Genomic DNA, 21,367 nt, shown 5'->3' on the forward strand with positions numbered 1-21,367 from the left:
GGGGGCTGGATGACACGACGCCCCCGCCGGGTAACCGGCGGGGGCGTCGTGTGGTTGGCCGTCTTCCCTTTGCAGGAAGCGCTTGCCTCAGGCGTCGGTGGCGGCCTTGGCGGCCCCCATGCGGCGACGCAGGATGGGGCCGACGATCACCGGCAGCAGCAGGCCGGCGATGGCGATGCACCACAGGGTCACGGCCAGCGGGCTGCCGATCAGGATGGTCCAGTCGCCGTCGGACAGCTGCATGGCGTGGCGCAGGTTCTTCTCCATTTCCGGGCCCAGCAGCATGCCCAGGATGACCGGTACCAGCGGGATGTCCAGCTTGCGCAGGAAGTAGCCGGCGACCCCGAAGGCGACCATGAAGTACAGGTCGAAGGCGGAGTGGCTGATGGAGTAGATGCCGACGAAGGCGACCATCGTCACCACCGGCAGCAGGTACTTGGGCGGCACGGACAGCAGCTTGACGAAGATGCCGACCATCGGAATGTTCATCAGCAGCAGGATGACGTTGCCGATCAGCAGTGCCGCGATCACGCCCCACACGATGTCACCGTGCTGGGAGAACATCAGCGGTCCCGGGGTGATGTTGAGCGAGATCAGCATCGCCAGCAGTACCGCAGTGGTACCGGAACCGGGCACGCCCAGTGTCAGCATCGGCACCAGGGCACCGGAGGCCGCCCCGTTGTTGCCGGCTTCCGGCGCGGCGACCCCACGCGGGTCCCCTTCACCGAAGTGACCTTTCTTGCCGATGATCTTCTTTTCCAGGGTGTAGCTGATGAAGCTGCCCAGCGAGGCCCCGGCGCCCGGCAGCACGCCGGAAATGAAGCCCAGCACCCCGCCACGGAAGGCGGTCGGCAGGATGGCCACGATGTCCTTGAGCTTCAGGGTCATCTTGTTCATCGCGATCATCGCCTTGCCTTCCCCGGCGTGCTGCTCGATGAAGAACAGCAGTTCCGAGATGGCGAACAGACCGACGATGGCGATGATGAAGTCGATGCCTTCATACAGCTCGAGAATGTCGTAGGTGTAGCGCTGGGTGCCGGTGGAGGCATCGATGCCGACGGTGGCGATCATCAGGCCGATGGCCGCCGCCATCAGGGTCTTGACCGGGTTCTTGCCGGTGATGCCACCCAGGGTGGCGAAGGCCAGCACGAACAGCGCGAAGTACTCCGCCGGGCCGAAGGTCAGCGCGAAGCTGGCCAGCCACGGTGCCATCACGATCAGGCCGATGGTAGCGATCAGGCTGCCGATGAAGGAGGCGATCGCCGAGATGGCCATCGCTTCGGCGGCCTTGCCCTTCTGGGCCATCGGATAGCCATCGAGACAGGTCATCATCGCCGGCTCATCGCCCGGGATGTTGAGCAGGATCGAGGAGATGCGCCCGCCGTACATGGCACCGGCGTAGACCGAGGTCAGCAGGATCAGCGACGTCTCCGGGCTCAGGCCCAGGGTGAAGGCCAGCGGAATCAGAATGGCCACGCCATTGGCCGGGCCCAGACCCGGCAGGGCGCCGATCAAGGTGCCGAGGAAGGCACCCAGCACGGCAAACATCAGATTTTCTGGCTGCAGGGCGATGCCGAAGCCCTGCATCAAGAAGCCAAGACTTTCCATTACGCCACCTCCAGAATGCCCAGCGGCAGTGGTAGCTCAAGCACGAAGTTGAACAGGGCGAAGACGACGATGCCGCCGACCAGCCCCGTGGCATAGGCCTTGAGCGGCGTGGCCCCCATGCGCCAGCACAGGGTGCCGACCGCAGCGGTGGTCGTGACGATGAAGCCCAGCGGCTCCAGCAGCGCGGTGTAGAGGCACAGGATCACGATCGCCAGCACCATCTCGGCGCCGGTGCGGCTCCACGGCCAGTGCTGGTCAGGGTCAGGCCGCAGGATCAGGTACAGACTGCTCAGGCCCAGCACGATGGACAGCACGGTAGGGAAGGTTTCAGGACCGATGGACTCGGCCCCACCGAAGGGTTCGGGGAACTGCTGGGCACCCCAGCCGTACGCGACGGCCAGGGTGAGCATCAGCAGACCAAAGATGCGGTCATTCATCAGCGAATCAGCCCAATGTCCTTGGAGAGCGTCTGGATGTCCTTGATCTGCGCCTTCACGAAGGCATCAAACTCGGCACCCGATTTGTGGAACGGCATCAGGCCGCTCTTGGTCATCACGTCCTTCCATTCATCGCTGGTGTAGACGTTGTCCAATGTCGTGGTCCAGTACTGCTCGGCGTCATCGCTGATGTCGGCCGGCATGTAGAAGCCACGCCAGTTGGGCGCGACGGCATCGATCCCCTGCTCGCGTGCGGTGGGGACGTCAGCCAGCTTGCCCGGCAGGCGCTCTTCGGAAAGCACGGCCAGTACCTTCAGATCACCGGACTCCATGAAGCCCTGGATCTCGGAGATGTCACCGGTGAAGGCCTGCACGTGGCCGCCGACGACCTGGGTAATCGCCTCACCGCCGTTGTTGTAGGACAGGTAGGAGACCTTGGGCAGGTTCTCGACACCGGCTGCCTGGGCGGCGATCAGTACCTTGAGGTGATCCCAGCCGCCTGCCGCACTGCCGCCGGCGAACTTGACGGATTTCGGGTCTTTCTTCAGCGCCTCCATCACCTCGCTCAAGGTGTTGTAGGGCGAGTCCTTGGAGACGGCGATGGCGCCGTAATCCGCGCCCAGTGCGCCGATCCAGTTGACCTGATCCTGATTCATGCCCGGGAACTGACCCTGAGCCAGACGCGTGGTGGTCGCGGTGGACGCGGCCACCAGCAGCTGCTCATCACCGGCGCGCTTGGAGACGGTATGGGCGAAGGCGACGCCACCACCGGCACCGGCCATGTTGATGGTCTGGACGTTGCCTGGCACGTATTCGAGATCAGACAGCAGCTTGCCGACGCTGCGGCAGGTGAAATCCCAGCCGCCGCCCGGGTCTGCCGGTGCGATGCAGTCGACCTTGCCCTTGGGCTCGAAGGCGAGGGCCTGGGCGGACATGGCGGTGACCACCGCGGCGGTCAGGAGTTTGAGAGACAGATGGCGTGTCATGGCGACCTCTGATGTCGTTGAGCTTGTTGTTGGTATGCACTCTTTGCGCTGGCAGGACAGTGGCGGGCTTCGTCTCCCGGTTTCCTGTCAGCAACCTTACAGTTCTGTAAGGCAGAACTTTATTCTGTATGGTGAAATTAGTCCCCTCGGCCCTGCCTCGCAAGATCACCATTCGTCGCACCGACCTTGGTCGAAAGACGCCTCCCTGCACCAGGACGGTGCATCGAAGGGGCTTCGACGTTGTCCTGCTATCGGTCATGACGGCATGGCATGTCGTGAATGAGACCTCATGCGGCGTTGCAGCAACTGCAGCGCCGGCTGGCGAGGGCTAGCGTGTAGCCGAAGCCCGCCATCGCCTGACGACGAGCGAGGGGCAAGGAACAGGAGGCGTCATGGTCAAGGTACTGGGGGGAGTGTGGGCGTTGTTGCTGGGGATCGTGCTGATCATGCTCGGCAACGGCATGCACTTCACGCTGATCGGCCTGCGTGGCGCCATCGAGGGCTTCTCCTCGGCGGAGCTGGCGATCGTCACCTCGGGATACTTCGTGGGGTTTCTCTCCGGGGCACGTTATACCCCGGTGCTGATCCAGCGGGTCGGACATGTGCGGGTGTTCGCCGCGCTGGGCAGTTTCATCTCGGCGGCACTGATCGCCTTGCCACTGCTCACCGAGCCCTGGGCCTGGACCCTGCTGCGCATGTTGATCGGCTTCTGCATGTCCGGCATCTATGTGACGGCGGAAAGCTGGCTGAACGCGGCGGCCAGCAACGAGACCCGTGGCAAGGTGCTCTCGGCCTACATGATGGCGCAGACCCTGGGCATCATCGGGGCCCAGGGTCTGCTGACGCTGGGAGATGCCGCGACTTCCGTGCTGTTCATCTGCGCCTCCATTCTCGTGTCGGTCTCCTTCGGCCCCATCCTGTTGTCGGCGGTCGTGGCGCCCGTGGTGGAAGTCTCGCGGGCCATGTCATTCGGTCAGCTGTTCCGGGCCTCGCCGCTGGGGGCCATCGGCATCTTTCTGCTCGGTAGCGTCTACGCCACCCAGTCGGGGATGGGCGCGGTATTCGGCACCCAGATCGGCCTCTCGGGGGCTCAGATCGCGCTGTTCATCGCCACGCTGTTCGCCGGCGCGCTGGTATTGCAGACCCCCATCGGCTGGTTGTCGGACCGCATGGATCGCCGAGTGCTGATCGGGATTCTGGCCGCCGCCGGTGCAGCGTCCTGCGCACTGGGCTGGATGGCGGAAGATGCCCTGTGGCCGTTGATCGCCGCCGCGTTCCTCGCCGGCGGGGTGACCACGCCGCTATATGCCCTGCTGCTGGCCTTCACCAATGACTCGCTGTCTGCCGAGGAGATGCCGGGCGCCTCGGGCGGGCTGGTCTTTTCCTTCGGACTCGGTGCCATCCTCGGGCCGCTGGCGGCAGGGGGCGCGATGGAGATGCTCGACCCCCATGCCTTCTGGCTGGTGCTGGCCGTCACCTTCGTGGCCATCTCGCTATATGCGCTCTATCAGGTCACCCAGAAGGCGAGGGTGCCGCTGGAGGACACCGACAGCTATCTGAATATCCTGCCGACGGCGTCACCGATGGCGGTGGAAGTGGCGGTGGAGTGGGCGCATGAACATGCCGAGGACGAGCAGGAAGCGCTAGCGGCAGCTGAAGCGGCCGCACAGGAAGAGGCCTTCGAACATGAACTGGAGGAAACCTTCGAGGAGGCGCTGGAAGAGGCACTCGATGAGGCCTTTGCGGCCAATGAGACGCCAGTGGACATTCAGGGCGCTGCTGATCAGAGCGCCATTGATCAGAGCGCCATTGATCAGAGCGTTATTGAGCAGAGCATTATTGATCAGAGCGGTATTGAGCAGAGCATTATTGATCAGAGCGGTATTGAGCAGAGCATTATTGATCAGAGAGACGGCAGAAAAACCCCCGCCGCCGCGAAGTCAGATAGGACAGACTCCGCCGCAGCGGGGGGATCAGACGAGCCGGCGTGGCAGACATCTACGTCTCACGACGCGCTCAAGGCCCAGTGGCCGCCGTCCACGCCTTGAGGTCCGCTCAGTGAGGGGCGCGTCTCACGCTTATCTGCGACGACAGGCCGTCACAGCAGGCCCAGCTCACGCGACAGTTGCTCCACATCGCTCACCTGGCGGGTGATGAAGGTCTCCAGCGCCTTGCCGGACTTGTGGAAGGGCATCAGGCCGTTGTCCTGCATCACCTGTTGCCACTCGGGCGTATCCGCCATGCGGTTGAGGGTCTGCTCCCACCAGGCAAAGGCGGCATCGGAGACGCCACCCGGCAGATAGAAGCCCCGCCAGTTGGGGGCCACCACGTCGATGCCCTGTTCGCGTGCGGTGGGAATGTCGCCGTACTGGCCGGGCAGGCGCTCTTCGCTGAACACGGCCAGCAGGCGCAGATGGCCGGATTCGACGAAGCCGCGGGCCTCGGTCATGTCGCCGGTGAAGGCTTCCAGGTGGCCGCCCATGACCTGGGTGATGGCCACGGAGCCGGAGTCATAGGCCAGATAGGGCAGGGCGCGCAGATTCTCGATTCCCGCCTCGCGCGCGGCCATCAGTACCTTGAGGTGGTCAAAGCCGCCCGCGACATCTCCCCCGGCAAAGCGGATTGATTTGGGGTCTGCCTGCATGGCGCTCATCAGGTCGCCCAGGGTCTGGTAGGGGGAATCTGCGGCCACCGCGATCACGCCGTAATCCGCGCCCAGCGTCACCAGCCAGCGCACGTCGTCCACCTTGCCGTCCTGATAGGCGTGCTGCCCCAGGCGAGTGGTGGTGGCGCTGGAGGCCGCCACGATGACCTGCTCATCGTCATGGCGTTTTGACTTCACGTGCGCGAAGGCGACACCCCCGCTGGCACCGGGCACATTCAGTGTCTGCATGCCGGCGGGAATCAGATTCTGCTCATCGAGAAGGCGTGCCACGCTGCGACAGGTGAAGTCCCAGCCGCCACCGGGCTTGGCGGGGGCGATACATTCAGTCTTGCCCCTGGGGGCAACGTCATCGGCCGCGCTTTCCTCGGCGGAGGCGCTCAATGGTGTCATCAGGCCAAGACTCAGCAGCAGGGCAGCGGGCAGGGCGCCGGCACGATGAGGCGCAGCAAGGCGAGAATGCAGGCGGCGCAGCAAGGTGCGGCGGGCAGGCAAGGTGGCGTACATGGCAGGGTGTCCTTGGGTGTTCAGCGTCGATCGTTATGGTTATGTCAGCCAGGGCGGCGTGTCTTCTGCGGCTGGCTTGCGTACTCGCGGGTTCTGGCATGGCGAGTCATTGCGAGAGTACGAATGAACGAAAATAGCCTATTTCGGCGCGCAGCGGAAAGGCGCAGGGCTGAGGCGTCCTGGCAGGAATCGGCATTTCCCCAAGCCTCTCTCCTCAAGGTGGTCCCGGGATTGCTAGAATTGCGCCATCAGGCTGTGATGAACGTTTCGCGATCTCCCAGCCGCCGCCTTTCATTGAGGAGACGGGCCATGACCCTTACCCCGCGCATGCATGACTTTCTCGCCCGCCTGCCCAAGGTGGAGTTGCACCTGCATATCGAGGGCTCGCTGACCCCTGCGCTGATGTTCGAGCTGGCGGCGGAGCAGGGCATCGCCTTGCCCTATGCCACTCTGGAGGAAGTCGAGACGGCCTATGACTTCGCGGATCTTCCCGCCTTCCTCGCGCTCTACTATCAGGGCATGGGCGTGCTGAATGACGAGTCGCATTTCTACCGACTGGCGCAGGACTATTTCCGTCGCGCGAGTGCCGATGGCGTCAAGCATCTGGAGCTGTTCTTCGACCCACAGGCGCATCTGTCACGTGGCGTGAGCCTGGCCACCCAGTTCGCGGGGCTGGAGCGCGCCTGTCGTGAGGCAGTGAAGGAATTCGATATCACCTCGGCACTGGTGCCGAGTTTCCTGCGTTGCCACTCCGCGGAATCTGCACGCGAACTGTTCGAGGCGCTGATTCCCTTCGAGTCACGCTTCGTGGGGGTCGGGCTGGACAGCGCCGAGATCGGCAACCCGCCGGAGAAGTTCACCGAGGTCTTCCAGCTTGCGGGGGAGCGCGGCTGGCACCGTGTCGCTCACGCCGGCGAAGAGGGGCCGGCTGCGTACATTCGCACCGCGCTTGAGGTGCTGGGGGTGGAGCGTATCGACCACGGCGTGCGCTGCCTGGAAGACCCGGCGCTGGTCGCGGAACTCGCCGAGCGGCGTATCCCGCTGACGGTGTGTCCGCTCTCCAATGTCGCGCTCAAGGTGGTGGAGCGCATGGACGACCACCCGCTGCCCAAGCTGATCGAGGCCGGGCTCAATATCACCCTCAACTCGGATGACCCGGCCTATTTCGGTGGCGGCATGCTCGACAACTTCATCGCCGTGCAGCAGGCGCTGGATCTCAGCGAGACGCAGTGGCTCACCCTGTGTCGCAATGCCATCGACGCCGCCTTCCCGCAGCGCGCCGAAGGCCTCGGCATGAGTGACACCCGCCGTGATGTACTGCTGGCGCAACTCGACAGCTGCGTGGCGTGACGCAATTATCACTGACGCTCGAATACTGAATGTAATCAATGGCTTGGCCACCAACATCGCCAGCATGACGCCGCCTGCGGCAAGCGCTCCATCAGATGTTGCTTGACCGTGCTAAGTCGTTGAGTACAATGCAGTTCTGGCGTGCGCAATGCACCGCCCTGCGGGTGTAGCTCAATGGTAGAGCAGAAGCTTCCCAAGCTTAAGACGAGGGTTCGATTCCCTTCACCCGCTCCAGATTCTTCAAAAAGCCTCCCACTCGGGAGGCTTTTTTACGATTCCCTCCTTTAATCTTTGTGAATCTCTATCAGCCCTGGTATCCCGTTGTTAGCATTATGGATAAAGAGCAAACTATCCATTCTTTCAATAATATCCTGACGTTCTGAGTTAGCCCAAGTAACCCATTCCCTACCAGCCAGAACTATATCTTCACAGAACTTATCTACTTGTAATTGTAAAATATTTCCATTTACCATATTTCTATGAGCTGACCCCCAATTAGGCGGTTCTATAAAATGAAACTTTTCGAGTGTATGTTTGGCTTTTTTCTCGAGCTCGGCACCACCTGCATGTAAATAACTGCAACTTAAACCATAGCAGTCCTCATCACTCAAGAATATGTGGCCGTCAAGTGCAGCTCCCTTTCCAGTATAGGTTTCTTGGAGCCACTCTCTGTACCACTGTTTATATCGTTGACCAACTTTAAGTTGAGGGTTTTCAAATTTACCTGCGATGTCTGGAATAGTTAAGGCAGTCGAGAGAGCCCCATACCAATCATGACATACTATAGCTCTTTCGATCGACTGAAAAAATCGTTCCATGAGATTGTCTTCCTTATATATGGTTTAAGCACAGTTTTTTCATTTTGCATATAGTTTGATGTCTAGTAGTGGCTTAAATGTTTCTACGCTATCTGGATTAGTCAAAATGTTGTCGAAGTTAACTTTAACGCAATCTTCTTTTTAGTGTATGTTGGTCATATCGATGCCTAGGAAAAATATTTATGAGTTTCTCTTATAACGTATCTCTTCCGCCAGTGCCGCTAGTTGCGCATCATCCTCACGCGGGCCATCAGCGCTGACGACGTAGCCATCGTATTCGGTCATGTAGTACTTCATCTTCGAGTGTCTGGCCTGCCATTCGCCTGGCTGGGTGCCATGCAGCGGGATGAGTTTGGCGTGCAGGTGGTTGACGCCATAACCTTCGAAGATGATGGCGGTGCGTGCTGTCCCGAAGTAGGCATCGAGCTTGCGCGCCACGCCACGCGTGAAACGCATCAGGCCGAGAATCACCTCGTCATCCTGTTCATACACGCAGCTGCCCAGATGGCGTTTTGGGATGACGACCGTGTTGCCCGGGGTAGAGGGGAAAATAGAGAGGAAGGCCAGGAAGTGCTCATCTTCGGCCACGACATGGCTTTGACTCTGGCCGGTAACGATCTGACAAAATATGCAGTCACTCATGATCCTTCCCTGGTAGTTAAGTGTCGTCAGATTCGTCCTGATTCTGGGTCACAGTGATCAGAGCCCTGTGATCTGAGCCTTGTGATCTGAGCCGTGTGATATGAGCCTTGTGATCTGAGCCCTTGTAAAGAGAACTTGTCAGTCTCCTTGTATGAGTGAAGTTTGATGGAGTCTGGTTGTCAATGCTTGGCAGTTCCCGCAGAAGGGGTAACGGCAGCAGCCTGCTCGATGAAGTGCCACGTGACTGTCTTGCCGAGCCGATCGAAGCGAAAAGTGTTGCTGACGTGGCGGAGAGTCGCGATATTGGCAGGTCACCTTTCAGCAGTTCGTCACTCGTTGAACGACAAGGAACCCCCAGTGGAACTCACCGTCTGGCTGGCATATGTCAGCGTCATCACCGCCTTGATCACCTTTCCCGGACCGTTTGCGTTGCTGTGCATGGATCATGGCCTGCGCCACGGTCGACGCCGCTCCTTCGCGACGGTGGCGGGCGGAGCGGCGGCGTCACTGGTGTTGATGGGCTTGTCGTCGCTGGGCCTCGGCGCGGCCTTGGCGGCGTCGGAGACGGGGTTTCTGGTGCTGAAGATCGTCGGGGCACTCTATCTCATCTATCTGGGCATTCAGGCCTGGCGGGCGCCATCCCAGCCGGTGGTGTTCGACGCCGTGGGGGAGGAGGGCCAGACCCGCGCCAGAGCCACGCGTTGGCAACTGTGCCGCAAGGGCTTCGGTATCGGGATCAGCAACCCGAAGGACCTGCTGTTCTTCGGCGCGCTGTTCCCCAACTTCATCGACATGGCCCAGCCGCAGCTGCCCCAGTTCGTGGTGCTGGCGCTGACCTGGCTGGTGGTGGACCTGCTGACGATGAGCACCTACGCCCATGCGGGTTCCAGCATCAGTCGCTGGTTTGATAGCCACCGGCGCGTGCGGCTGTTCAATCGCACCACGGGCAGTCTGTTCGTCGTGGCCGGCGCGGGACTGGCGGCGTCGCATCGGTGAGCCGAGCCTTGGCTGCCATTGCACAAGACGTGAAGCGCACGAAGACGACAACGGCACCCTAGGGTGCCGTTGTCGTGTCTGGAGCCTGTTGATCATCAGTGCTTTAAGGCTCAGCGTTCAGGACGTGATTCCAGATACTCTTCGAGCAGGTTGCCGTCCTGACGTGACACCTTCTGCTTCCAGCTATCGAAGACATGCTGGCTGGCGGCTTCCAGGTCACGGTGGAGTGCCGGCGGTGCAGGGGTGATCAGGCGTGCACTATTGGCTTGCAAGGTGGTATAGGCCTCGGCGAGCACGGCTTCAGCAGATGCCCAGGCGTTTTCTTCCGTTGCCTTCGCGGCAGCGAGCAGTGCCGTCTGCTGGCGCTTGTCGAGACGATCGAAGCTGTCACGATTCATGTGAACGATATTGAGCGGCATGGCGTAGTTGAGCGTCGTGAAATTGGGCATGTACCGGTAGAGCTCGGCGCTGACACCCCCCATGGCGGAGGTGAGGGCGCCGTGGATGCTGCCAGCTTCGAGCAGGGGCTTGAGTTCCCCCCAGCTCATGACTCGCGGGTCGGCCCCCAGATTGAGCAGGATACGCTGCGTGTTGCGGTCATAGGTGCGAATCGGCATGTCCTTGAGGTCATCACCATCGGCGATGGGCCGAGTGCTCCACAGGCCGCTTGGGGGCCATGGCAGCGCGAACAGCAGTATCTGGTGGTGGTCCTCGAGCAGCTCGCGATAGCGGGGCTTGGCGAGCTGATAGAGACGGTTCGCTTCCTTGAGGTTGTAGGCGATGGCCGGCAACGACGAGATGCCGAAGAAGGGAATCTCCTCGGCGAGGGCACCACTCAGCGTCGCGGCAATGTCGATGACGCCGGCGGAAGTGGCCTGCAGGTGACTGGCCGAGCGAATGTCCGAGCGCAGCGTCAGGGCCAGATCACCATCGGACTGCCTGGTGACTTCCTGGCTGAATTCTGCCGCGCGTTGGCCCATCAGGGTATCGGGCTCGTAGTCGCTGCTCATGCTGAGCGTCGTCTGGGCCTGGGCAAGGGGGATCGTCAACAGCGCGGTGAGCGCCATGAGCGAGCGGAATCGGCGTAGAGGAGAGGATGGCGTCATGGTGGGGGCCTTTCTCGTTGTTGTCATTCCGGGTGTCCGGCATCGGGACACTCGAGGGCGCTCCCACGGCCCTCGGCTCGGGGCTGATCCGCCAGACCGAATGGCTCGCGCTTCATGCCCGGGTGTCGCGAGACACCTGGGCGGACTGGAGAGCGTGGCGGCGCTAGAGCGTGGAGCGCACGTCAAGATAGTGATCCAGCAATTCGTTTTCCTTCGGGCCTACCTTGCTGCGCCAGCTTTCGATCACGCTGATGCTGGCGCGGGAAAGTGACTGCTTGAGATCAGGCGTGAGGGGATTGCGGACAGTCACGCCCGCGTGTTCAAGCTGGGCGTGCGTCTCTTCCAGGATGCCGGCGATGGCGTCCCAGCTGGTATCTTCAATCTCTGCCGCGGCGGTGAGCAGCGCCTCGCGCTGGGGGGCGTCGAGGGCCTCGAATCTCGCCTGGCTCATGTGCACGATATTGAGCGGCATGGCGTATTGCAGGGCGGTGTAGTGATCCAGCGTGCGGTTGAGCTCGGCTGTCAGACCACCCAATGCCGAGGTCATCACGGCCTCGATGCGGCCTTCGGCCAGTTGCTGTTGCATCGGCTCCCAGCTCAGCACGCTGGCGATGGCGCCGAGGTTCAGCAGCACGCGCTGGGTATTGCGGTCGTAGGCCCGCACGGGCACGCCCCGGAGGTCATCGCGTGTGGTGATCGGCTTGCGCGACCACAGCCCGCTGGGAGGCCAGGGCAGGGCGTAGAGCAGAATCTGATCATGGCGCGCCAGCAGTGCCTCGTAACTCGGGCGAGCCAGGCGATAGAGCTCTCGGGCCTGGCGCGGATTGTCGACCAGCGTGGGCAGTGAGCTGATGCTGAACAGCGGCATGCTGGTGGCGAGGGCGCCGCTGTGGGAGTCCGCCAGTTGAATGATATCGGCGTTGATGGCTTCAAGATGATTCACTGACCGCAGGCGAGTCAGCGGGCCTTCACCGAAATGGATCACCAGTTCTCCCTCGCTGAGCGAGGCCACCTTCTCGACGAATGCCTGGGCACGCTGCCCCATCATGGTCTGGGGGCCATACTCCCGGCTCATGGTCAGCTCGACCGAGTCAGCCCGGGCGTCCGCGCCCATTGGCGCCAGACCCAGGGCAAGGATCACTCCGAGCACTCTCTTCATGCTTGAGCGCTGTCCAGTTGGCATGTGTCGTCATCCATCCGTTGTGTCTGATACATCCAGTATCTCTCATTCGCGCCTCCCTTGCCGTTGGTGTTTCGGTCAACGCAAGCCGCCGCTCTCCTTTCCCCTGCACCAACGCAGGGTTCAGGGCGGCGCAACGGGCGTTGAACTGCCAGTTGACGCAATGTGGTCTACGCTCAGAACAAGGCCGTGCAACTGCCCTGACACGAATTCCGCGCCGGGACCGCATGACCGGATTGTCGACGACTGTCAACGGGAGGTAGACCACATGCTGACCCACGTATGGGGCTTGATGGCACATCCGCAACGGGAATGGCAGACCATCCGCAAGGAACACGAATCCATCACCCACCTCTACGCACATCATGTGCTGCTCATGGCGCTGGTGCCTGTCATCTGCGCTTACATCGGTACCACCCAGGTCGGCTGGAGCCTGACGGAAGGCCACGCCATCCTGCTGGAACCCCTCGATGCCTTCTATGCCGGTATCGCCTTCTACATCGCCATCCTGACGGCGATCGCCTTCATGGGCACCGTCATACACCTGCTGTCGCAGCGCTTCTCGGGTCATCCCAGTCGTCGTCGCTGCATCATCTTCGCAGGCTATGTGGCCACGCCGATGTTCCTGGCAGGCCTGGTGGCGTTGTATCCCATCATCTGGCTGTGCATTCTCGCCGGTACCATCGGCCTGTGTTACAGCGCCTATCTGCTGTATCTGGGCATCCCGCCACTGCTGGACATCTCCAACAAGGAAGGCTTTCTGGTCACCGGCTCCACGCTCGGGATCGGGGTGCTGGTGCTGGAAGGACTGCTGGCGGTGACCGTGCTGCTGTGGGGGTACGGCGCACGCTGGTTCATGTAGCCCCGTGAGGCAACGACCCCGATGTCAGTGACGTGATGCCATCTGCTCGAGAAAACACCCCTTCGACGCCTCGCCTTCACCGGCGGGGCGTCGCCGTTTCGTGACCGTGTTGGTCCGTGGCCCTTGTGCTCGGCGGCAGCGGCGTGGAAAGTGTTGGACTCAATAGACAGTGTGGAAGAAAGCGCATGGACAAGTTTGAGCTGAGACTGGAGCAGGCTGCGCGTGCCGCATGGTTGTCCTATGTGGGAGGGCGAACCCAGGATGAGATTGCCACCCAGCTTGGGGTCTCTCGCCCGGGAATACAGCGCCTGCTGTCGCTGGCGCGTCAGGAACGCTTGGTCAAGATCTCCATCGATCACCCCGTGGCCAGTAGCATGGCGCTGTCGGATGCGCTGGTGGAGCGATTCGGTCTGAGCTTCTGCGATGTGGTGCCCTCGGACACCCAGTCGCCGGAAAGCATTGCGGAGTATCTCGCGGTGGCCGGTGCCGAGCGCCTGTCGTTCTATCTCGGTCGACAGCAGCCACAGACCATCTCGTTGAGTACCGGACGCGCGGTGCGTGCGGCGGTGGAAGCCCTGAGCCGCAGTGAGCGGCCCCAGCATCGTATCGTGTCGCTGGTCGGCAATGTCGCTCTGAATGGCTCCTCGAACCGCTATGACGGCGTGATGCTGCTGGCGGACAAGATCGGCGCGGACCGCTTTCTGCTGCCTGCACCGGTGGTGGCGGCCAGTGTCGAGGAGAAGGAGTCACTGCTCAGTCAGAGTCTGGTCAAGGCGGTGTTCAGCGTCGCCTGCGAGGCCGATGTGGGCATGATCGGCATCGGGCGACTCGATGCCCAGGCGACCTTGTTCCAGGATCAGTTCATCAGCGCCGCCGAGCGCGATGAGTTGATGGAAGTCGGTGCCGTGGGCGAGTTGATGGGCTGGCCGCTGGACATGAATGGACAGCTGATCGATTGCCCGCTGGCGCAGCGCATCACCAGCGTGCCGCTGACCTCGCTCAAGGCACAGCCGCTGATCGGGCTGGCGGGCGGGCACGACAAGGTGCCGGCCATTCTGAGTGCATTGCGCGGTGGCTGGCTGCAGGGGCTGATCATCGATGAGGTGGCCGCCCAGCGGGTCTGCGCGGCACTCAAGGACTGAGCAGGGGACGGCTGCCTTCGAATGGCTTCAGAGTGATGGGGGCATTCTGATGGCGTTCTGCTGACGGCTTGCGCTCGACGACAGGCTCCCGATGACAGGCTCTCGTGGATAGACGCCATACAAGGCGCCGGGAGAGTCATCGGGAGCAGGGCGGGGACAGTGTCTGGCGTTGTCTTGCTGTCGCGATGCCTGGGATATGCACACAACATCGCGCCGCCATGTCTGTTCTTTTTCTCTCTCTTATTTCTCACCTTCTTTTCTCTTTCTTTCTCTCCTTCCTTCGTCTGGCCCACGGCTTTTGCTGCGAAACCTGCCATCTCTTGTCAGACATTCCGGCAGGATTGTTCGACTCAATGGCGGCGAATTCCGCCTCGATCAAGGGCTGCGTTGTTTCGTTTAACGCTAATATCTGTATAGGCTGATCGGGTCGCAAGCTCAGAGGTCATGCCGGCTATCGGTCTACACCCAAAGGATCAGATCCCAAGGTGGTATAGCCCAAGGTATAGCGCTTCAGAGTTTGCTTTTTCAAAGGTCTGATCCGATCATTTGTTCACTGAATGACGTTTTGATCGAACGTATTTGTGCCGAGATGTCTCGCCAGGACATTCGAGCACCAGACCGGTAGATGGGAAGGTATCGGTGCCTCAGGTGCCGCTACCCTCGAAAAGAACAATGCCAATAACGCCCGATGGAGTGCCCTCATGCGCCTACCTCACATCACCAAGCCCCGCCGTCATCTGCTCACGCTCGCCAGCGTCGCCGCCATTGCGCCGCTCAGCGCACAGGTGAGTGCCGAGACCATCACCGTGGCGACCGTCAACAACGCCGACATGGTGGTCATGCAGAGCCTGACCAGCGAATTCGAGAAGGCGCATCCGGATATCACTCTCGACTGGGTGGTGCTGGAAGAGAACGTGCTGCGTCAGCGCCTGACCACCGATGTCGCGACCCAGGGTGGCCAGTTCGATGTCATGACCATCGGTACCTATGAAGTGCCTATCTGGGCCAAGCACGGCTGGCTGACCAAGCTCGACAATCTGCCGGACGACTATCAGGTCGATGACCTGATCAAGCCGGTGCGTGATGGTCTGAGCCTGACCGAAGGCGAGAACCAGGGCCTCTACGCGCTGCCGTTCTATGGCGAGAGCTCCATGCTCTACTACCGCAAGGACCTCTTCGAGAAGGCCGGTATCGAGATGCCGGAGCAGCCGACCTGGACACAGGTCAACGACTGGGCCGCCAAGCTCAACTCCGCGGATGAAGGCGTCTACGGTATCTGCCTGCGTGGCAAGCCGGGCTGGGGCGAGAACATGGCGGTGCTGGGCACGATGGTCAACAGCTTCGGTGGCCGCTGGTTCAATGAGGAGTGGGAGCCGCAGCTGGACTCGCCGGCCTGGAGCGAGGCCATCAACTTCTACGTCGACATGATGGGCAAGTACGGCCCGCCGGGGGCGACCTCCAACGGCTTCAACGAGAACCTGGCGCTGTTCTCCAGCGGCAAGTGCGGCATGTGGGTCGATGCCACGTCCGCAGCCGGCAAGCTCTACAACCCGAAGGAATCTTCCGTGGCTGACAAGCTGGGCTTCGCACCGGCGCCGATCGCCAAGACGGAGAAGGGCTCGCATTGGCTGTGGTCCTGGGCACTGGCCATTCCTGAGTCTTCCAAGTCCAAGGATGCCGCCCAGACCTTCATCACCTGGGCCACATCCCAGGAATACGTGAATCTGGTCGGCGAGCGTGAAGGCTGGGCCAGCATTCCGCCGGGCACCCGTGTCTCCACCTACGAGAATCAGTCCTACAAGGACGCCGCCCCCTTCGCCGGCTTCGTGATGGACGCCATCACCAGTGCCGACCCGACCGATCCGACGCTTGAGCCGGTGCCGTATGTCGGCGTGCAGATGGTGACCATCCCGGAATTCCAGTCCATCGGTACCCAGGTGGGTCAGATGATCGCCGCGGCGCTGGCGGGCCAGATGTCGGTCGAGCAGGCGCTGTCCTCCGCCCAGCGTTCCACCGAGCGCACCATGCGCCAGTCGGGCTATTGATCTGATCTCAACGGCTGTGATCTCAACAGCTGTGATCTCAAAGGATCTGGTCTGATCTGACCTGAATGTTCCAACGGCCTCCCGCCTTGCCTTGAGCCTCAACACGAATTGACTCGAAGCACGGCGGGAGCCCGTCCGGCACCCGCGGCAACCTCTTCCTCTCGAGACTCCTGCAACGCCCTTGCGGTGTGGCACGGGGAGCCTCGGCCTGAAGCCCACCGCATTGCCGGACTTCCTCACCGTATCGAAGGACTCACCATGCGCACGAGAGCATCCGGACGCACCGTCGGGGGATTGCGAACCCTGTCGCTGCAAGCCCCAGCCGTAAGCCTGTTGTTGATGTGGATGCTGGTACCACTGGTCATGACCCTGTGGTTCTCCTTCCAGCGTTACAACCTGATGATGCCGTCGGTGTCCGGTTTTGCCGGCGTCGACAACTATTACTATCTGCTGACCGACCCGTCCCTGTGGACGGCCATGGGCAATACCCTGCTGCTGGTGGGCTGGGTGCTGGTGGCCACCGTGGTCGGCGGTACGCTGCTGGCGGTATTGCTGCAGCAGGAATTCTTCGGGCGTGGCGTCGCGCGTCTGTTCGTGATCGCGCCGTTCTTCATCATGCCCACCGTGAGTGCGCTGGTGTGGAAGAACATGATGATGCACCCGGTCAACGGCATTCTCGCCTGGGTCGCCGGGCTGTTCGGTCTGCCGGCCATCGACTGGTTCGCCAGCCTGCCGCTGACCTCCATCGTGATCATCGTCACCTGGCAGTGGCTGCCGTTCGCAGTGCTGATCCTGCTGACCGCCATCCAGTCACTGGATGACGACCAGGTCGAGGCGGCACGCATGGACGGGGCAGGGCCGGTGGCGATCTTCTTCTACATCACCTTGCCGCACTTGAAGCGTGCCATCAGCGTGGTGGTGATGATCGAGATGATCTTCCTGCTGACCATCTTCGCCGAGATCTTCGTCACCACCTCCGGTGGTCCGGGGCTGGCCTCGACCAACTTGGCGTACCTGATCTACATCCGCGCCCTGCTGGACTTCGATGTGGGGGGTGCCTCCGCCGGTGGCGTGATCGCCATCATCCTGGCCAATATCGTGGCCTTCTTCCTGGTGCGTACCGTCGCCAAGAATCTCGAGAACTGATGACAAGCGCTCAGCACAGGGAGACTCAATGATGTCGACTTCAACTTCCAATTCCGTGGCCGCCGCCAGCGCAGCAGTGAGCGCCAGTCGTGCGCGCCGCAGCGTGATCAACAAGAAACTTGTCCTGACCCTGGTGGCCTGGACCATCGCGCTGGTGATGTTCTTCCCGATCTTCTGGATGATCCTCACCAGCTTCAAGACCGAGGCCGAGGCGATCGCCACGCCGCCGAGCCTGTTCTTCACGCCCAGCATCGAGGGCTATATCGAGATCCAGGCGCGTGCGGACTACTTCAAGTATGCCCTCAACAGCGTGGTGATCTCGCTGGGGGCCACGCTGCTGGCGCTGTTGATCGCGATTCCGTCCGCCTACTCGATGGCCTTCCTGCCCACCAAGCGCACCCAGGGCACGCTGCTGTGGATGCTCTCCACCAAGATGCTGCCGTCCGTGGGCGTGCTGCTGCCGGTCTACCTGATCTTCCGCGATCTGGGACTGCTGGATAGCCGTACCGGCCTGATCATCATCTACATGCTGATGAACCTGCCGATCGTGGTCTGGATGCTCTACACCTTCTTCAAGGACATTCCCAAGGACATCCTGGAGGCCGGACGCATGGACGGCGCCAGCACGCTGCAGGAGATCTTCCATCTGCTGCTGCCGCTGACCCTGCCGGGCATCGCCTCCACCGGCCTGCTGTGCGTGATCCTGAGCTGGAACGAGGCGTTCTGGAGCCTGAACCTGACCACCTCCAACGCCGCACCGCTGACTGCCTACATCGCCTCCTTCTCCAGTCCTGAGGGGCTGTTCTGGGCCAAGCTCTCCGCGGCTTCCACGCTCGCCATCGCGCCGATCCTGATCTTCGGCTGGATGACCCAGAAGCAGATGGTTCGCGGCCTGACCTTCGGTGCCGTCAAGTAACGGCGCGCCATACGCATGTCGCCTTGATGCCATGCCACCCAAATTTTGCCATCACCTGCCCGAGGGCAGGTGCGGATAAGGAAACTTCCCATGTCCACACTCACGCTCAAGAACATCGTCAAGGAATTCACCTCCGGCAGTGGCGCCAGCGCCACGACGACCCAGGTCATCAAGGGGGTCGATCTGGAAGTGAAGGACCAGGAATTCGTGGTCTTCGTCGGCCCGTCCGGCTGCGGCAAGTCCACGCTGATGCGCATGATCGCCGGACTCGAGAACGCGACGTCCGGTGACATCCTGATCGACGGCAATCGCATGAACGATGTCGGCCCGGCCGAGCGCGGCCTGGCGATGGTCTTCCAGAGCTATGCGCTCTACCCGCACATGACGGTGGGCGAGAACATGGGCTTCAGCCTCAAGCTCGCCGGCGTCTCCAAGGAAGAGCGTGCCGAGAAGGTCAACGCGGCCGCCGAGGTGCTGCAACTGGGTCCGCTGCTGGATCGCAAGCCCAAGGCACTGTCCGGTGGCCAGCGTCAGCGTGTCGCCATCGGGCGTGCCATCGTGCGCAACCCGAGCATCTTCCTGTTCGATGAGCCGCTCTCCAACCTGGACGCCGCGCTGCGCGTGCAGATGCGCATCGAGCTGGCGCGCCTGCATGCCGAGCTCAAGGCGACCATGATCTACGTGACCCACGACCAGGTCGAGGCCATGACCATGGCTGACAAGATCGTCGTGCTGCAGGGCGGTGTGGTCGAGCAGGTCGGCTCGCCGATGGAGCTTTACCATCACCCGCGCAATCGCTTCGTGGCCGGTTTCATCGGCTCACCGAAGATGAACTTCCTCGACCTCTCCGTCACCACCGTGGCGGTCGAAGGGGTCACGGTGCGTCTGCCGGATGGCAGTGAGCACCTGATTCCGGTCGTGAGTCAGACGGAAGACGGTGCCTCGGTGTGTGTCGGCGATACCCTGACGCTGGGCGTGCGGCCGGAGCATCTGGTGCTCGACGAGAATGGCCCGTTCACGGGTCAGATTCAGGTCATCGAGCGTCTGGGCGGGGTGACGTCGCTCTATCTGGCGACCCCGGACGGCTCCGGCGATGCGCCGATCGGCGGCCTCAAGTCTGACGAGCAGTCCGACAGCGGCTGGATTCTGATGGCGGATGGCGACGTCGACAGCCGTGTGGGAGACCGCATCCGCTACGGCTTCGAGACCGAGCGTGCGCACCTGTTCACCGCCGCGGGTCTGGCATTGCAGAATCTCAACCGTCACCCGCTGACCAGCCTGACGCGTCAGGACAATTCACTGTCCAGTGCCGGTGCCGCACAGGCAGCCCGCGCATGAACGGGAAGCCCGAGGAGGAGGCCGACATGAGTACACCCTTGCAGCAGGTGATCTTCGATTGTGATGGCGTGCTGGTGGACAGCGAGATACTGGCGGAGGAGGTGCTGTCACGTCAGTTGGGGGAATGGCTGCCGGACCTGGATACCGAGGCGGAGCTGCGTGCGGCGCTGGGCATGACCACTGATGCCATTCTGGGGCATCTGGAGGCCATGAGCGCACACACGCTGCCGCCGCAGGCGATGGAGCGCATCGATCACGCCATCGAGTCGCGTCTGGCCAGTGAGCTTGCGCCCATCCAGGGCATGGCGGAACTGCTGGGCGAGCTGATGACCCGGGGTCTGGCGGTGGCGATCGTCTCCAACAGCGCCGAGCGACGAGTGCGTGCCTCGCTGGCCGCCACGGGTCTGGATCGCTGGTTGGGAAAGGTGCCGCTGTTCACGGCCGAGCAGGTCGCACGGCCGAAACCTGCGCCGGATGTCTATCAGTTGGCACTGCGTCAGCTGGGGCGTGATGTCGAGGAATGCGTGGTGGTCGAGGACAGCCTGGCCGGTGTCAGCGCGGCGGTCGCGGCCGGTCTGCGCGTGATCGGCTTTACCGGTGCCGGACATATTCCGCCGGGGCATGCGCAGCGTCAGCAGGAGGCGGGTGCCTGGCAGAGCTGTGCGACCATGGAAGAGGTCAACGGTCTGATTCGCCAGCTGCATGCTGGACAGGCCAGCGACCTGAGCGCCACATGAGCACCGTCAGGGGGTGACACATGCACATGGCTTCTGGACGCGCTGACAGTGACTCCGTGACGTCGCCGGTGTCCCGCAGTGCAAGGCTCAAGGGCAAGGTGGCCGTGGTCACGGGCGGTGCGGGAGGCATCGGTCTGGCCATCGCCACCCGGTATGTCGCGGAAGGTGCCTATGTGGCATTGGCAGACATCAATGGCGAGGCGGCCGAGCGTGCCGCGAAGCGACTGCGTGCACAGGCCGGGCCGCAGGCGCGGGTGCTGGCGGTGACGCTGGACGTGACCTCCAGCGTCTCGCGTCAGAGCATGCTGGAGTGCGTGCAGGCCCAGCTGGGCCCGATCGACATTCTGGTCAACAATGCGGCCGTCTTCGCCATGGCGCCGGTGCTTGAGGTCAGCGAAGGCATGTTGCGCCACCAGCTGGCGGTCAATGTCGAAGGGCTGTTCTTCACCTTGCAGGCGGTGGCCAGGACGATGGTCGAGCGCGGGCAGGGCGGCAAGATCATAAACATGGCCTCGCAGGCAGGGCGGCGGGGTGAGGCGCTGGTCAGCGCCTATTGCGCCTCCAAGGCGGCCGTGATCAGTCTCACCCAGTCCTGCGGACTTGATCTCATCCGCCATGGCATCAATGTCAATGGCATCGCGCCGGGCGTGGTGGATACGCCGATGTGGGATCAGGTCGATGCGCTGTTTGCCCATCACGAACAGCGCCCGCTGGGAGAGAAGAAGCGGTTGGTCGGGGAGGCCGTGCCCTATGGGCGCATGGGACTGCCGGATGACCACGCCGGCGCCGCGGTATTCCTGGCCTGTGAAGACAGCGATTTCGTCGTCGCCCAGACACTCAATGTCGACGGTGGCAACTGGATGAGCTAAGGATGAAAGACACCTTCCGT

The 21,367-nt window shown here is 62.1% G+C and carries 19 protein-coding genes and 1 tRNA gene; 12 read left to right on the top strand and 8 right to left on the bottom strand.

The annotated features are described in order from the left end of the window. Positions 1-87 precede the first annotated feature (87 nt). Genes PJK54_RS00905 through PJK54_RS00915 form a run of 3 tightly spaced genes read right to left on the bottom strand, consistent with a single transcriptional unit; the run spans position 88 to position 3,031 of the window. Entirely contained in the window at positions 88-1,608 is a 1,521-nt protein-coding gene (locus PJK54_RS00905) for a tripartite tricarboxylate transporter permease (RefSeq protein WP_077372623.1), read from the bottom strand. Next, on the bottom strand, positions 1,608-2,045 hold the full coding sequence (locus tag PJK54_RS00910) for a tripartite tricarboxylate transporter TctB family protein (RefSeq protein ID WP_077372626.1): 438 nt from the start codon (positions 2,043-2,045) through the stop codon (positions 1,608-1,610). Before PJK54_RS00910 ends, PJK54_RS00905 begins: the two co-directional genes overlap by 1 nt. Continuing rightward, positions 2,045-3,031, bottom strand: coding sequence for a Bug family tripartite tricarboxylate transporter substrate binding protein (locus tag PJK54_RS00915; protein WP_084209024.1), 987 nt, complete (start codon positions 3,029-3,031; stop codon positions 2,045-2,047). The genes PJK54_RS00910 and PJK54_RS00915 overlap by 1 nt, the downstream gene beginning before the upstream one ends. Positions 3,032-3,423: 392 nt before the next feature. Here PJK54_RS00915 and PJK54_RS00920 point away from each other — a divergent pair, with 392 nt between their 5' ends. Then, positions 3,424-5,079, top strand: a complete 1,656-nt coding sequence (locus tag PJK54_RS00920) for an MFS transporter (RefSeq protein ID WP_271301983.1) — start codon at positions 3,424-3,426, stop codon at positions 5,077-5,079. A gap of 50 nt (positions 5,080-5,129) precedes the next feature. Here PJK54_RS00920 and PJK54_RS00925 read toward each other — a convergent pair whose 3' ends face one another. Continuing rightward, complete coding sequence (locus PJK54_RS00925) at positions 5,130-6,200, bottom strand: Bug family tripartite tricarboxylate transporter substrate binding protein (protein WP_271301984.1); 1,071 nt, start codon at positions 6,198-6,200, stop codon at positions 5,130-5,132. Positions 6,201-6,509: 309 nt separating this feature from the next. Here PJK54_RS00925 and PJK54_RS00930 point away from each other — a divergent pair, with 309 nt between their 5' ends. After that, complete coding sequence (locus PJK54_RS00930; protein WP_333781903.1) at positions 6,510-7,550, top strand: adenosine deaminase; 1,041 nt, start codon at positions 6,510-6,512, stop codon at positions 7,548-7,550. Between the two features lie 160 nt (positions 7,551-7,710). Continuing rightward, a tRNA-Gly gene (locus PJK54_RS00935) sits at positions 7,711-7,784 on the top strand. Positions 7,785-7,834: 50 nt separating this feature from the next. On the opposite strand, the gene PJK54_RS00940 is transcribed toward PJK54_RS00935, so the two are convergent. Both PJK54_RS00940 and PJK54_RS00945 read right to left on the bottom strand, forming a co-directional pair. Beyond that, complete coding sequence (locus tag PJK54_RS00940; RefSeq protein ID WP_271301985.1) at positions 7,835-8,368, bottom strand: hypothetical protein; 534 nt, start codon at positions 8,366-8,368, stop codon at positions 7,835-7,837. A 180-nt stretch (positions 8,369-8,548) separates the two neighbouring features. Beyond that, positions 8,549-9,010, bottom strand: a complete 462-nt coding sequence (locus tag PJK54_RS00945; protein ID WP_271301986.1) for an HIT family protein — start codon at positions 9,008-9,010, stop codon at positions 8,549-8,551. A gap of 357 nt (positions 9,011-9,367) precedes the next feature. On the opposite strand from PJK54_RS00945, the gene PJK54_RS00950 reads away from it, so the two are divergent. After that, complete coding sequence (locus tag PJK54_RS00950; protein ID WP_271301987.1) at positions 9,368-10,006, top strand: LysE family translocator; 639 nt, start codon at positions 9,368-9,370, stop codon at positions 10,004-10,006. A 110-nt stretch (positions 10,007-10,116) separates the two neighbouring features. On the opposite strand, the gene PJK54_RS00955 is transcribed toward PJK54_RS00950, so the two are convergent. Together PJK54_RS00955 and dctP are read right to left on the bottom strand one after the other, a co-directional pair. Further along, complete coding sequence (locus PJK54_RS00955) at positions 10,117-11,112, bottom strand: TRAP transporter substrate-binding protein (RefSeq protein WP_271301988.1); 996 nt, start codon at positions 11,110-11,112, stop codon at positions 10,117-10,119. Positions 11,113-11,275: 163 nt separating this feature from the next. Next, positions 11,276-12,271 carry a TRAP transporter substrate-binding protein DctP gene (dctP, locus tag PJK54_RS00960; protein ID WP_271301989.1) on the bottom strand — a complete coding sequence of 332 codons (996 nt, stop codon included), beginning with the start codon at positions 12,269-12,271 and terminating at the stop codon, positions 11,276-11,278. A gap of 289 nt (positions 12,272-12,560) precedes the next feature. Between dctP and PJK54_RS00965 the strand changes: the two genes are divergently transcribed. From PJK54_RS00965 to PJK54_RS01000, 8 genes are all read left to right on the top strand, one after another. Beyond that, positions 12,561-13,154, top strand: coding sequence for a Yip1 family protein (locus PJK54_RS00965; RefSeq protein ID WP_077372653.1), 594 nt, complete (start codon positions 12,561-12,563; stop codon positions 13,152-13,154). 185 nt (positions 13,155-13,339) lie between these two features. Continuing rightward, positions 13,340-14,296 carry a sugar-binding transcriptional regulator gene (locus PJK54_RS00970; protein ID WP_077372656.1) on the top strand — a complete coding sequence of 319 codons (957 nt, stop codon included), beginning with the start codon at positions 13,340-13,342 and terminating at the stop codon, positions 14,294-14,296. A 701-nt stretch (positions 14,297-14,997) separates the two neighbouring features. Continuing rightward, positions 14,998-16,341 carry an ABC transporter substrate-binding protein gene (locus tag PJK54_RS00975; RefSeq protein ID WP_077372660.1) on the top strand — a complete coding sequence of 448 codons (1,344 nt, stop codon included), beginning with the start codon at positions 14,998-15,000 and terminating at the stop codon, positions 16,339-16,341. Positions 16,342-16,599: 258 nt separating this feature from the next. Then, positions 16,600-17,487 (top strand): carbohydrate ABC transporter permease, encoded by an 888-nt coding sequence (locus tag PJK54_RS00980; RefSeq protein ID WP_043334545.1) that lies wholly within the window; start codon positions 16,600-16,602, stop codon positions 17,485-17,487. Between the two features lie 31 nt (positions 17,488-17,518). Further along, positions 17,519-18,403 carry a carbohydrate ABC transporter permease gene (locus PJK54_RS00985; protein WP_077373218.1) on the top strand — a complete coding sequence of 295 codons (885 nt, stop codon included), beginning with the start codon at positions 17,519-17,521 and terminating at the stop codon, positions 18,401-18,403. Positions 18,404-18,493: 90 nt separating this feature from the next. Then, a complete protein-coding gene (locus PJK54_RS00990; RefSeq protein WP_271301990.1) occupies positions 18,494-19,741 on the top strand; it encodes an ABC transporter ATP-binding protein in 1,248 nt (415 codons plus the stop codon). A 26-nt stretch (positions 19,742-19,767) separates the two neighbouring features. After that, complete coding sequence (locus tag PJK54_RS00995) at positions 19,768-20,478, top strand: HAD family hydrolase (RefSeq protein ID WP_240499560.1); 711 nt, start codon at positions 19,768-19,770, stop codon at positions 20,476-20,478. Positions 20,479-20,504: 26 nt separating this feature from the next. Beyond that, positions 20,505-21,347, top strand: a complete 843-nt coding sequence (locus PJK54_RS01000) for an L-iditol 2-dehydrogenase (RefSeq protein ID WP_141392384.1) — start codon at positions 20,505-20,507, stop codon at positions 21,345-21,347. The last annotated feature ends 20 nt before the right edge of the window (positions 21,348-21,367 follow it).

This window comes from Cobetia sp. MMG027 (genome assembly GCF_027947415.1).
Taxonomy (GTDB): Bacteria; Pseudomonadota; Gammaproteobacteria; order Pseudomonadales; family Halomonadaceae; genus Cobetia; species Cobetia marina.